This window comes from Nonomuraea composti (assembly GCF_012034275.1).
In the GTDB taxonomy this organism is placed as follows: Bacteria; Actinomycetota; Actinomycetes; order Streptosporangiales; family Streptosporangiaceae; genus Nonomuraea; species Nonomuraea composti.
Window position 1 is genome coordinate 510,751 of the sequence record NZ_JAATEP010000001.1, and the last position, 13,171, is coordinate 523,921.

9 protein-coding genes are annotated in these 13,171 nt (G+C 74.3%); 7 read left to right on the forward strand and 2 right to left on the reverse strand.

The annotated features are described in order from the left end of the window. Nucleotides 1-81 precede the first annotated feature (81 nt). Entirely contained in the window at nt 82-1,497 is a 1,416-nt protein-coding gene (locus HCN51_RS02260; protein ID WP_240972307.1) for an alpha/beta hydrolase, read from the reverse strand. A gap of 153 nt (nt 1,498-1,650) precedes the next feature. Here HCN51_RS02260 and HCN51_RS02265 point away from each other — a divergent pair, with 153 nt between their 5' ends. After that, a complete protein-coding gene (locus HCN51_RS02265) occupies nt 1,651-2,019 on the forward strand; it encodes a hypothetical protein (RefSeq protein WP_168006163.1) in 369 nt (122 codons plus the stop codon). A gap of 60 nt (nt 2,020-2,079) precedes the next feature. Here HCN51_RS02265 and HCN51_RS02270 read toward each other — a convergent pair whose 3' ends face one another. Continuing rightward, nucleotides 2,080-2,499 carry an SRPBCC family protein gene (locus HCN51_RS02270; RefSeq protein ID WP_168006165.1) on the reverse strand — a complete coding sequence of 140 codons (420 nt, stop codon included), beginning with the start codon at nt 2,497-2,499 and terminating at the stop codon, nt 2,080-2,082. Between the two features lie 143 nt (nt 2,500-2,642). Here HCN51_RS02270 and HCN51_RS02275 point away from each other — a divergent pair, with 143 nt between their 5' ends. The 6 genes from HCN51_RS02275 to HCN51_RS02300 all read left to right on the forward strand — a co-directional run bounded on the left by HCN51_RS02275 (nt 2,643) and on the right by HCN51_RS02300 (nt 13,168). Then, complete coding sequence (locus HCN51_RS02275; protein WP_206066406.1) at nt 2,643-4,190, forward strand: TIGR02677 family protein; 1,548 nt, start codon at nt 2,643-2,645, stop codon at nt 4,188-4,190. Further along, a complete protein-coding gene (locus HCN51_RS02280) occupies nt 4,187-5,386 on the forward strand; it encodes a TIGR02678 family protein (protein ID WP_168006167.1) in 1,200 nt (399 codons plus the stop codon). Before HCN51_RS02275 ends, HCN51_RS02280 begins: the two co-directional genes overlap by 4 nt. Further along, the gene (locus HCN51_RS02285) at nt 5,383-9,417 is read left to right on the forward strand and encodes a TIGR02680 family protein (protein WP_206066407.1); all 4,035 of its coding nucleotides are present in this window, start codon (nt 5,383-5,385) and stop codon (nt 9,415-9,417) included. The genes HCN51_RS02280 and HCN51_RS02285 overlap by 4 nt, the downstream gene beginning before the upstream one ends. A 181-nt stretch (nt 9,418-9,598) precedes the next feature. Then, on the forward strand, nt 9,599-11,116 hold the full coding sequence (locus HCN51_RS02290; RefSeq protein ID WP_168006169.1) for a sugar ABC transporter ATP-binding protein: 1,518 nt from the start codon (nt 9,599-9,601) through the stop codon (nt 11,114-11,116). Then, nucleotides 11,113-12,138, forward strand: a complete 1,026-nt coding sequence (locus HCN51_RS02295) for an ABC transporter permease (RefSeq protein ID WP_168006171.1) — start codon at nt 11,113-11,115, stop codon at nt 12,136-12,138. Before HCN51_RS02290 ends, HCN51_RS02295 begins: the two co-directional genes overlap by 4 nt. Beyond that, nucleotides 12,131-13,168, forward strand: coding sequence for an ABC transporter permease (locus HCN51_RS02300; RefSeq protein ID WP_168006173.1), 1,038 nt, complete (start codon nt 12,131-12,133; stop codon nt 13,166-13,168). Before HCN51_RS02295 ends, HCN51_RS02300 begins: the two co-directional genes overlap by 8 nt. Nucleotides 13,169-13,171: the final 3 nt, after the last annotated feature.

Here is a 13,171-nt window from a genome sequence, read left to right on the forward strand (position 1 = left end):
GCGGAGCCGATCGGCCTTGCGCCTTGCCGGCGGAGGCGCCGGGTCAGGCCATGGGGTTCGGGTCGGGCCTTGGGGTTCGGGTCAGGCTTTGGGGTTGACGTCGCGGCAGGTCCCCGGTCGCGGGGCGGTCCCCGTGATCAGGTACTGGTCCACCTTGCGGTCCAGGCAGGCCGACCCGCGGCGGTAGCCGGTGTGCCCGTCGGCGTCGCGCGTCAGCAGCACGCCGTGCGCGAGCTGCCCCGCCAGCGCCTTGGCCAGCTTGTACGGCGTCGCCGGGTCGCGCGTCGTGCCCACCACCACGATCGGCGGGGAGCCCTTCGCCCGCACCTTCTTGGGGTACCGGGTGCCCTTGACCGGCCAGTACGGGCACGGGTTCTCCGGATGGTCCACGCAGTTGATGGCCATCAGCGCCTCGAAGCTGTTGTCGTAGCGGCCGTCGGGCCGGCGCCCGTTGCCCTCGTCGGCCAGCAGCAGCAGCTTCGTGCCGTCGCCCCTGAACCCCGCCGCCAGCGCCTGGCGCAGCCTCGGCCACGTGTGCACGTCGTACATCGAGTAGTCCACGGCGGCGCTCACCACGGCCTCGGTGACCTGCCGGCCGTCGTACTCGTTGCGCAGCGGCGACCGGTCGGCGCGCGCGTACAGCTCATCGAGCTGCTTCATGCCCGCCTCGACCGTGTGCTCGCGGAACGGGCAGCCCTTGACCCTGAAGCAGTCCTTCAGGAACGACTTCGTCGCCACCTCGAACCCGCGGTCCTGGTCGGCCACCAGGTCATCGCCGTTCTGCGAGGGGTCCTCGGCGCCGTCGAGCACCATCGAGCGGATCCGCGTCGGGAACAGGTCCGCGTAGACGGCGCCCAGGTAGGTGCCGTAGGAGAAGCCCAGGTACGTCAGCCGCCGGTCGCCCAGCGCGGCCCGCATCACGTCCATGTCGCGCGCCGAGTCGGCCGTGCCCACGTGCGCCAGGAGTTCTTTCCCGGAATTCTTCGCGCAATATTTTGCGAAAGCCTGATCCCAGCTTTCCGCTTTCTTGACCTCCGCCTTGGTGTCGGGCGTGGGATCCAGCGCGAAATACGCGTCGAGATCCAGGGTACCGAAACACCGCACCGGAGAGGACGCGCCGACGCCGCGCGGATCGAAACTCACGACGTCGAACCGCTTGCGGATGTCCGCCGAGACGACGTCCTTGCTCGCCTTGAGCGAATCCACGCCGGACCCGCCGGGGCCGCCGAAATTCAGCACGATCGAGCCGATCTTCGGGCCCGTCGCGGGCAGCCGGACCATGCTGATCTTAATCCGCTTGCCGCCGGGCTTCGAATAGTCGAGCGGCACCGACAGTTTCGCGCACTCGTACCCGTTGCCGCAGCCGGACCAGGCCGGTCGCTGGCCGTAATAGGAGTCGAGCCGGCCCGGCGCAGCGGCCACCGCCGTCGCGGAGGTGCCCGTGACGGCGATGAGCCCGGCCAGGACCGGCATCAGGATTTTGCTTGCACGTCGCATAGGAGAACATTCGTTGGCAATACTTGCGGCGTTCTTTATAGGCGCTGTAATAGATCCAATGCAAACCGGAATAGATCCACTGCGAGAAGCGTTTCCGAAAGGGCAGTGACGTGGGGTGACCTGTACGCCTTATCCACGGGGGAGCGAGAGCCCATGTCGCAGCAGAACCGCCCGGTGCGGGGTGACCATCCGTACGAGCAGGAGATCACCTCGACGGACGAGCACGAGGAACGCGCCGGCCGCAGCCTCATCACCACCGACCACGACGTCATCCGCCAATGGGCGGAGGAACGCCAGGCCCGCCCTTCCACGGTGCCGGGCACGGAGCATGACGGCAGGGCGGGCGTGCTCCGCTTCGACTTCCCGGGGTACGGCGGGGGCGACCTGGAGGAGATCTCCTGGGACGACTGGTTCAGGACGTTCGACGAGCGCGGCCTGAACTTCATCTACCAGGAGCACCGCAAGGACGGGAAGCCCAGCAACTTCTTCCGCCTGGAGAACCCGGACCGCGAGGACGCCTGACGCGCGCGACCGTCACCACCGGCGCCTCGGTGGTGACGGTCCCAGCGGTAGCGCGGGCGGTCAGCCGGCGTCGGACACGCGCCGCTGCACCTCGTCGGCCAGCTGGTCCAGTGACCGGTCCAGCAGCTCCCGCACCTCCTCGGCCCGGGCGCCCGACTGGGCTTCGTCCAGCAGGCTGATGTGGACCGTCACCTCGCTGGTGCCGGCGGCGGAGTCGGCCACCTGGAGCCAGCCCGAGTAGTCGGGGTGGTCGCGGCCGCCCCACTCCACCCTGAGCTGGTCTTCGGAGGCGCGGAACAGACCCTCGTGCCGGCCGTCGCCCGGCACCAGCGAGCCGTCGGCCTCCACCGTGCCGGGGCCGCTGTCGTGTACCGACAGGCCCTGCGGCAGCCAGCGGTCCATGATCTCCACGTCGGACGCGACCCCGAAGACCACCATGCTCTCCGCCGGCATCCCGCGCGTCGCCTCGAACTCCGCCATGACCGCCCCCAGAAGGCTCTCCGGACTCCAATGCCAGCGCCGTACCCCTGTGATCTGCTCGCAAACAGCGGTCGCCGCGAGGCCGTCTCCCGCTACGGTTGCGGTGCGTGAGGTAGTCGTTACGGCGAGGGGAGAGCGGGGCGATGGCGCAGCCGCCACGGGTGCCGCCGGAGATGTTCCGGTTCACCAGCACCGAGCGGGCAGACCTGCACACCGCGGTCCTCCACGCGTTCGCCGAGGCGGGGGAGCGGCTGGAGACGGCGCCGGCGGTGGAGGAGGTGCGCGAGCGGCTGCGCGCGACCGGCTGGTACGCGCCGGTCTCCGAGCAGGACCTGGCCGCGACGCTCAAGCAGCTCGCCGGCTGGGGGCTGCTCGACGTGATCTTCGACCACGGGGGCAGCTTCGCGACCGCGGAGGAGTACGAGCGCAGGAACCTGCGCTACGCGCTGACCAGGCGCGGCGAGGCGGCCGTCGCCGGCGTGCGGCACGCGATGGCGATGCTGGCCTCCGGCGGGGCGCTGCGGGCCGCGTCGCTGGACGCGATCGCCGAGCGGCTGGAGGAGCTCGACGGGCTGCTGCGCGATCCCGACCCCGGCCGCGACCGGCGGATCTTCGCCTGCCTGCGCGAGCTGGAGGAGCACTTCGACGGGCTGCGCGGCGACGTGCGGCGCTTCAACGGCGAGCTGCAGCGGCTGCTGCGCGCCGAGGGCGCGGACCTGGCGACGTTCCACGAGGTCAAGGCCGCGACGGTGGCCTACTTGCAGGAGTTCGTGACGCGGCTGGAGCAGCGCGGCGAGCGGATCGCCGCCGCGCTGGAGGCGGTGGCCGGCCACGACGTGGAGGTGCTGCGCGCCCGCGCGCTCGGCGGCGCCGACCTGCCGCGCTGGCCCGGCACCGATCACGTCGCGCCGTGGCTGGCGGCGCGGGCCGAGCGGTGGGAGGGGCTGCGGGCGTGGTTCGCACCCGAGGACGGAAGCGAGCCGCGGGTGCGGCGGGTGCACGACGTGGCCCGGCGGGCCATCGTGTCGCTGCTGGAAGTGCTCGACCGCGTCTGCGAGGCGCGCCGCCGCTCCTCCAGCGCCGCCGCCGACTTCCGTACGCTGGCCCGCTGGTTCGCCGCCGCGCCCGGCGAGGACGACGCGCACCGGCTGTGGGACGCGGCCTTCGGGCTCGGCTCGGCCCGGCACGCGCATCTCGGGCACGCCGACGCGGAGCTCGTCCCGGCGGGCGTGCCGTGGGCGGAGGCCGCGCCGGTCGAGGTGTCGGCGCTGCTGCGCTCGCGCGGGCGCACCGAGCGGATGGGCCGCACCGGCAAGGTGCGGGACGTGGCCGCGCTGAAGGCCGCGCGCCGGGAACGGGCCGAGAAGGAACGGGCCGAGCTGGAGGCCGCCCGGGCGGCCCTGGCCACCACCGGGCCGCTGCGGCTGTCGCAGCTCGGCCAGCTCGGCCACGACACCTTCGGGCGGCTGCTCGACCTGCTCGGCCGGGCGCTGGCCGAGCGGCCCGACTCGACCGGGTTCCGGCGGGCGGTCACCTCCGACGGAAGGGTGGAGATCGTGCTGCGGGCGCCCGACGACGGCGCGGTGGCGGTGCTGCGCACCCCCGAGGGCTGGTTCCGCGGCCCCGACTTCCTCATCGACGTGCGCACCCTCGGCGAGCCGTGGGCGCACGGGCGGGCGGCGGGCGCATGAGCAGACTCGCCAACCAGCTCGTCAGGGCCGAGAAGGAAGAGATCGCGCGGGCGATCAGGACCCTGCTCGGCCGTCCCCTCGTCTCCGCGCACGACGACCCGGCCGCCTTCGACCTGATCAGGAAGCGGCGGGGGCCGCTCGTGCAGTGGTTCGACTACTTCTGCGGCTGGCGGCTCATCGTGGAGCCGCGCCAGGGGTACGCGCGCCTGGTCAAGGCGGGCCCGCCCGGCCCGCGCTCGGCGACCAGGCCCGCGCGGCGGCGCCGCACCACCCGCGCGCCCTTCGACCGCCGCCGCTACACGCTGCTGTGCCTGTGCGCCGCCGAGCTGCTCACCTCGCCGGTCACCACCATCGGGATGCTGGGCCGGCGGGTCGCGCAGGCGGCCGCGGTGGAGCCCGGCGTGCCCGCGTTCGACCCGGTCAGGAACGAGGAACGGGCCGCGTTCGTGGACGCGCTCAAGCTGCTGGAGCACTACGGCGCCGTCACCGCCATGGACGGCGACACCGAGACCTACCTGGGCGACGAGGACGCCAAGGTGCTCTACCGCGTGGACACGACGCGGGTGATCCGGCTGCTGGCCGCGCCGGTCCCGCCCTCCAGGGTGGCCGCCACCGACGGCGCCGGGGCGCTCGCCGAGCTGACCGCCGAGCCCAGGTACGGCGGCGACGAGCCGACCGGCATCCAGCGCGCCCTGTGGGCCCGCCACTCCCTCATCCGCCGCCTGCTCGACGAGCCCGCCGTCTACCACGACGAGCTCACCCCCGCCCAGCGCGCCTACGCCGGCTCCCTGACCGGCCGCCGGATGCTGCGCAGGGCCGCGGAGGAGGCCGGGTTCGTGCTGGAGGAGCGGGCCGAGGGGTTCCTCCTGGTGGACCCCGACGCCATCGCCACCGACACCAGGTTCCCCGACGACGGCAGCCACGCCAAGGTGGCCGCCCTGCTTCTGCTCGACCTGCTCGCCACCGCCGGCCCCGTCACCGCCGCCCGGCTCGACGCCGAGGCCGCCAGGCTGCTGCGCCGCTTCCCCCAGTGGGCCAGGGCGTACCAGTCCGACGGCGGCGGGCCGCGCCTGGCCGCCGACGCGCTGGAGGTGCTCACGCAGTTCGGGCTGGCCCGCCGTAGCGGTGACCAGGTCGCCGCCCTGCCCGCCGCGGCCCGCTACCGGGTCGGGCGCGCCGTACAGGAGGAATCGTGACAGTCACCGAGCTGGCCCCGCCGCGCGCCGCGCACGGGGTGGACGCCCGCTGGACGCCCGTCCGCGCCGGGATCGTGAACGTGTGGCGCTACTACGACGAGGTGTTCGAGTTCCACCGGGGCAGGCTGCTGCTGCGCGGGCCCAACGGCAGCGGCAAGTCCAAGGTGCTGGAGCTGCTGCTGCCGTACGTGCTCGACGCCAGCCTCAAGCCGAGCCGGCTGTCCACGTTCGGCGGCACCGAGCGCACCATGCACTGGAACCTCATGGGCGACGGCGCCTCGGGCACCACCCGCGTCGGGTACGTGTGGCTGGAGTTCCGCCACTCCGACGGCCGCTGGTTCACCTGCGGGGCCCGGCTGCAGGCCACCGTCCACACCAAGAACGTCACCGCCGCCTACTTCACCACCGAGGCCCGCGTCGACACGCCCGACGGCATCCGGCTCACCGGCGAGACCGGGCAGCCGCTCACCAGGGCGCAGCTCGCCGAGGAGCTGGGCACGTCCGGCGTGGTCCACGAGTCGGCGGAGTCGTACCGCACGGTGGTGCGGCAGACGCTCTACCGGGCGCTCAGCGAGCAGCGCTACGACTCGCTGCTCACCGCGCTGCGGCAGCTCCGCACGCCCAAGCTGTCCGAACGCCTCGACCCCGGGCTGCTGTCGGAGCTGCTGTCCAGCGCGTTGCCGCCGCTCGGCGAGGGCGAGATCCACGAGATCGCCGACGGGTTCGAGCGGCTCGACCGGCGGCGCGAGGAGCTGCGGCTGCTCGACCGCGACGTGGAGGAGGCCGACCGGCTCGCCGAGCGGCAGCGCGGGTACGCCCGCCGGGTGCTCGGCGCCGCCGCCGCGGCCGTCACCTCCGCCGCGCACGCCCTGGAGACGCTGACCGCCGAGGTCAAGGGCAAGCGGGAAGCCCTCAAGGAGGCCGAGCGGGAGCTCGACGCGACGACCGTGCGGCTGGGGGAGGAGGAGGCGCAGGAGCTGGCCCTGGCCGCGCGCATCGACGGGCTCAAGGAGAGCGAGGCGTACCGGGCGGGCGGCGACCTGCACCGGCTGCGCGCCGAGGCCCAGGCGGCGCACGAGGTCGCGGCCCGCATGCGCGACCAGGCGGGGCGGGCGGCGCGGGCGGTGACGGCCCGCCAGGAAGCGGCTGCCAGCGCCGCCGCCGACGCCCGCGCGGCGGCGGCACTCGCCGACCGCGCCCGCGCCGACGCCCGCCACGCCGCCGAACGCGCCGGCCTCCTCACCGCCCACGAGGAGACGGAACGAGCAGCGAACCCGGAGGACGGCAAGGACGGCGCGGAGGCCGTGCGGCGGGCGCGGGAGCTGTTGCGGGCCGCCGTCACCAGCCGGGCCGCCCAGATCAGGGAGGTCAGGGCGGGCGTGGCCCGGCACGACGAGGCGGTCGAGCGCCGCACCGCCGCCGAGCACGACCGCGACCAGGCCAGGGACGACCTCGCCACCGCCCAGGAGGCCCACGACCGGGCCGAGCGGCTGCGCGACGACCGGGCCCGCGACCTGGCCGCCGCCCTGGCCGACTGGGCGGCCGGCTGCACGCAGCTCCAGCTCGAACCGGCCGTGCTCGCCGGGCTGGCCGAGGACTTCGAGCGGGCCGACGAGCTGGTCTGCACCGCCCGTACGATGGCCGCCGTCGAGCTGGCCGCCCGCCAGCAGCACCTGACGGCCCTGCGGGAGCGGCTGGCCGCCGAGCGCGCCGGCCTGGCCAGGGAGCGCGACGGCCTCGACGACACCTCCGGGCCGGAGCCGCCCGCCCCGCACACCCGCGGCGCCGCCGCCCGGCGGGAACGCCCGGGTACTCCGCTGTGGCGGGCCGTGGCGTTCCGGTCGGGGCTCGACCCGGTGGCGCAGGCCGGCGTGGAGGCGGCGCTGGAGGCGTCGGGGCTGCTCGGCCTGTGGTTGCGGCCCGACGGCGGGTTCGACGCGGGGGAGCACGACGCGTTCGCCGTGGCCGCGCTGTCGCGGCCCGCCCCCGGCTACAGCCTGGCGCACGTGCTGTTCACCGAGGCGGGCTCGCCGGTCTCGGCCGACACCGTGCTGAGCGGCATCGCGTTCGCCCCGACCGCGATCGGCGTCGACCATCCGGCCGTCGTCGGCGCCGACGGATCCTGGCGGCTGGGCCCGGCGGCCGGGCGGTGGGTGAAGCCGGAGCCGTCCTACATCGGCGCCACCGCCCGCGAGCGGGCCAGGCGCCGCCGCGTCGCCGAGCTGGACGACCGCCTCGGCGAGCTGGCCGGGCGGCTCGCCGAGTGCGACCACCAGCTGGCCGTGGTGGACGCCGACCGCGACACCCTGGCCGCCGAGCTGCGGCGCAGGCCCGACCGGGGCCCGTACGCCGAGGCCGTCCAGGCGCTCGACGGCGCCGTGCGGCGGGTCGCGCTGCTGGAGGACCGGCTCCGGGCCGAGGAGGAGCGGCTGCGCGAGCGCGAGCAGGACGTCACCAGGTCGCGGCGCCGCCTGAACGAGCTGGCCGGCCGGCACGCCCTGTCCGCCGCGCCGGCCGCGCTCGGCAACCTGGAGGAGGCGCTGCGCGCCGCCGAGACGGCGGGCGCCGTCTGGCACGACCGCCGGGCCGACGCCCGCGCCGCCCGCGAGCGCGCCGCCCTGGCCGCGGAGACCGCCGCCGGGTACGAGCAGCTCGCGATCGAGGCCGTCGAACGCGCCGAGGAGGCCGCGGCCGCCGCCGTCGTGCTGGCGGAGCGGCTGGCCGCGATCGAGCCGGCGGCCGGCGCCGGGCACGAGGACGTCCTGGAGCAGCTCCAGCAGGCCCAGCACGCGCACCGGGCCTGCCGCCGCCTGATCAGGTCGGTCAACGACGACCTGGCCCGGCTCAACGCCACGCTCGGCCGGCTGCGCGGCGAGCTGGGCGCCGCCGAGGACAGGCAGGCCGAGGCGGGCCGGGCGCGCGACGAGGTGTGCGGCCGCTTCCGCCGCCTGGTGGCCGGGCACCTGCCGGTGGACGCCGGGGTGCGCGTCGAGCTGCCCCCGGAGGCGGGGGCGCGGGCCGTCCTGGAGGCGGCCAAGGGGGTGGCCGGGCAGCTCGCGTCCGTCCCGTGCGAGCACAAGAACGTCAGGGAGGCCGAGGCGCGCCTGCGGGACGCCTTCCACCACGCCAGGGAGGTGCTGTCCGGGCGGGCCGACCTGGAGCTGGCGCCCGACGAGGACGTCCAGGTGCTGACCGCCACCGTGCACGGCGTGCGGGCGGGGGCGGCGGCGCTGCGCGACGCGCTGCGCGAGGAGCGCGACGAGCGGCGCCGCGCCATCACGGAGGCCGAGCGGGACCTGTTCGACCGGACGCTGGCCGGCGACACGCGGCGGCACCTGGCCGACCGCATCAGGCAGGCGAGCGCCCTGGTGGAGGGCATGAACCAGCGCCTCGAACGCGTCCGCACCGCCTCGCGGGTCGCGGTGCGCCTGGTGTGGCAGGTGGACCCGGCCCAGTCGCCCGGCACCCGCGCCGCCCGCGACCTGCTGCTGCGCGACCCGGCCGGGCTGTCGGAGTCCGACAGGGAGGCGCTGTACGCCTTCTTCAGGGACCGGGTGGAGGAGGCGCGCGCCGACGACTCCTCGGCGAGCTGGGAGGACCAGCTGATGAAGGTGCTCGACTACACGGCCTGGCACCGGTTCGTGGTGCGGCTCGACCGGGGCGACGGGCAGGGCTGGCAGGACCTGACGAGGAAGCTGCACGGGGCGCTGTCGGGCGGGGAGAAGGCGATCGCGCTGCACCTGCCGCTGTTCGCCGCCGTGGCGGCGCACTACCAGAGCGATCCCGGGTGCCCGCGCTTCATCCTGCTGGACGAGGTGTTCGTGGGGGTGGACCGGGCGAACCGGGGCCAGGTGTTCGACCTGCTGGTGGATCTGGGGCTGGACCTGGTGCTGACGTCGGACCACGAGTGGTGCGAGTACCGCGAGCTGGACGGGATCGCGATCCACCAGCTCATCACGGGCGACGGCGACGACGCGGTGACGACGGCCCGTTTCGTGTGGAACGGCTACCGGACGGTCCCGGCCGAGTAAAGAGCATAAATCGATTTAAGATCATCGCTCCAATTCGCCAACCTACGCGTTGCCGTGTCGAGGCGTCAAGGGGTGATTTCCCCGGCCCGGCAAGCGCTTTCCTCCGTTGACACGTTACACGCCGCCGTTTTACGTTCTGGACACCTTAAAACGTTTTGCCGAAACGTTGGCCGGAGGGCACATGAGTGAACCGCCTCCTATCCTTTCGCTGCGTGACGTGAGCAAATCCTTCGGCGCCGTGCGGGCACTCCAGGACGTACGGCTCGACCTTCGGCCCGGAGAGGTCCACGGCCTGGTGGGCGAGAACGGCGCCGGCAAGTCGACCTTGGTGAAGATCCTGGCCGGCGCCCATCAGGCCGACACGGGAACGTTGACAGTGGACGGGAAGGAGCTGAGACTCGCCGGCCCCGGCGACGCGCAGGCGGCGGGCATCGCGGTGATCTACCAGGAGCCCACACTGTTCCCCGACCTGTCCGTGGCCGAGAACATCTTCATGAGCCGCCAGCCCCTGCGCTCCCTGCGCCGCATCGACGCCAGGGCGATGCGGGCCGCGACCGCCGAGCTGTTCGCCAGGCTCGGCATCCAGCTCGACCCCGACCGGCCCGCGCGCGGGCTGTCCATCGCCGACCAGCAGCTCGTGGAGATCGCCAAGGCGCTGGCGTTCGACGCGCGCATCCTGATCATGGACGAGCCGACGGCGGCGCTGTCGGGCGTGGAGGTCGAGCGGCTGTTCTCGGTGGTGGCCTCGCTGCGCGAGGCGGGCGCGGCGGTGCTGTTCATCTCCCACCGCTTCGACGAGATCTTCGCCTTGTGCCGGCGTGTCACGGTCATGCGCGACGGCCGCTGGGTCTCCACCGGGCCGGCCTCCGAGCTCACCGTCGAGGAGCTGGTGCGCCGGATGGTCGGCCGCGAGGTGTCGTCCCTCTACCCCAAGACGGGGACAGCGGCGGGGACGGCGGCGGGGAAGGCCCGGCTGGAGGTCAGGGGGCTGGCGCGGCACGGCGCCTTCACCGACGTCTCCTTCACCCTGCACGCCGGCGAGATCGTGGCGCTGGCCGGGCTGGTCGGGGCCGGGCGCAGCGAGGTGGCCCGTGCCGTGTTCGGCGTGGACCGCTACGACGAGGGCGAGGTGCTGGCCGGAGGCGAGCGGCTGCCGAAGGGCGACACGGCCGCCGCGATCGCGGCCGGGCTGGCCCTCGTCCCCGAGGACCGCCGCCAGCAGGGCCTGGTGATGGAGCTGTCCGTGGAGCGCAACGCGACCCTCACCCGGCGCTGGTCGCTGAGCCGGCTCGGGCTGCTGCTCGGCGGCGGCGAGCGGGCGGCGGCGCGCGAGTGGGGCGAGCGGCTGCGGGTCAAGACGGCCCGGCTCACCGACCCCGTCTCCACGCTGTCGGGCGGCAACCAGCAGAAGGTGGTGCTGGCCAAGTGGCTGTCCACGCGGCCGCGGGTGCTGATCGTGGACGAGCCGACGCGCGGCATCGACGTGGGCACCAAGGCCGAGGTGCACCGGCTGCTGTCGGAGCTGGCCGGGCAGGGCGTGGCGGTGCTGATGATCTCCAGCGAGCTGCCCGAGGTGCTCGGCATGGCCGATCGGGTGCTGGTGATGCACGAGGGCCGCCTGGCCGCGGAGATCCCGCGAGCGCGGGCGGACGAGGAGTCGGTCATGCTCGCCGCCACCGGCCAGAGCGGTGCCGCATGACGGCGGTCGGGGTGCTCGGCGGGGCCAAGGAGGGCACCCGGCTGGTGCACCGCGTGCTGGTGATCAGGGAGCTGGGCATCGCGGTCGCGCTGGCCCTGCTGGTCGGCGTGACGGTGCTGGTCAACCCGCGCTTCCTGACCGCCCAGGGCGTCAAGGACCTGCTGCTCGGCTCGACCATCCTCGCCGTGCTCGCGGTCGGCCAGAGCATCGTGGTCATCACCCGCAACGTGGACCTGTCGGTCGGCTCGGTGCTGGGCCTGTCGGCGTTCGCGACGGGCAGCCTGTTCGTGGCGAACCCGGGCCTGCCCGTGCCGCTCGCGCTGGCCGCCGGCGTGTTGCTCGGCGCGGCCTGCGGGGTGGTGAACGGCGCGCTGATCGCCGCCGCCCGCGTCCCCGCCCTGGTGGTCACGCTCGGCACCCTGTACGTCTTTCGCGGCGCCGACTACACCTGGGCGACGGGCCGCCAGATCAACGCCGCCGACATGCCGCCGGGCTTCCTGCGCATGGGCAGCGCCACGGTGCTGGGCGTGCCGGTGCTCGCGTTGTTCGCCGTGGTGGTGCTGGTGGCGGCCGGCTACTACCTGCGTACCTACCGCGGCGGCCGGGAGCTGTACGCGATCGGCTCCAGCCCGCCCGCCGCCCGTTTGGCCGGCATCCCGGTCGGTAGGCGGGTGTTCGCCGCGTTCGTCGCCAGCGGCGCCCTCGCGGGTTTGGCCGGAGTCCTGTACGCGGCCCGCTTCGGCACCCTGGACGCCAACGCGGGCACCGGCTTCGAGCTGAACGTGGTGGCGGCCGTCGTGGTCGGCGGCGTGGCCATCTTCGGCGGCAGCGGCTCGGTCTACGGCGCCGCGCTCGGCGCGGTCCTGCTCACCACGATCAGCAGCGCGCTGCCGGTGCTCGGGGTGAGCCCGTTCTGGCAGCGCGCCGCGGTGGGGGCGCTGATCCTGGCCGCGATCGGCCTGGACCGGGCGCTGGCGGTCCGCCTGGCCCGGTCCCTGAGAGGAAGGAACGGCAATGGCTGAGCGCGCGACGCGGGCTCCGGGAAGGGGCGAGCGCGCGACCCGCCTGCGAGCCGTGGCCGGCTCCTGGGACGCCGTCCTGCTCGTCGCGCTGGTCCTGGTGGCCGGGGTGGGCGCGCTGGCGATCGAGGGGGTGGCCAGCCCGCGCTTCTGGCGGTTCGTCACGCTGGAGGTCATCCCGATCGCGTTGATCGCGCTGCCCATGACCCTGGTGATCGTCACCGGCGAGATCGACCTGTCGGTGGCCAGCGTGCTCGGCCTGACCTGCACGGTCATGGGCCAGCTCTGGCTGTGGGGCGTCACCTCGCTGCCCGTGCTGGTCGTGGTGGCGCTGCTGCTCGGCGCGCTGCTGGGCGCGGTCAACGGCCTGTTCGTGACCGCGTTCGGGCTGCCGTCGCTGGCGGTCACGATCGGCACGCTCGCCCTCTACCGGGGGCTGGCGTACGTGGTGCTCGGCGACCGCGCGGTGGCCGACTACCCGCCGGAGTGGACGATGGGGGCGATCGCCCCGATCCCGGGCCTGACCATCCCGTGGATGATCATCGTGGTGGCGGTGCTCGCGCTCGTGTTCGGCCTGGTGCTGCACGCCACCCCGATCGGCCGCGGCCTGTACGCGATGGGCAACAACGCCGAGGCCGCCCGCTTCACCGGCATCAAAGTGGCCCGCACGAAGTTCTGGCTGTTCGTGGCCACCGGCACGATGTCGGCGCTGGCGGGGGTCTTCTGGACGCTGCGCTACGCCAGCGCCCGCGCCGACAACGGCAACGGCCTGGAGCTGGCCGTGGTGGCGGCCGTCCTGCTGGGCGGGGTGTCCATCTTCGGCGGGCGCGGCCGGCTGACGGGCGTGCTGGCCGCGGTCGTGCTGCTCGGCGTCCTGCGCAACGCGCTGCAACTGGCCTACGTCCCGGCCAACACCCTGACCATCATCACCGGATCCCTGCTCATCGTCTCGGTCGTGGGCCCCAACGTCGCCGCCATGCTGCGCGAGCGATGGCGCCGGCGGCGGCCCGTCACCCCCCTGCCCCAGGAGTGAGGA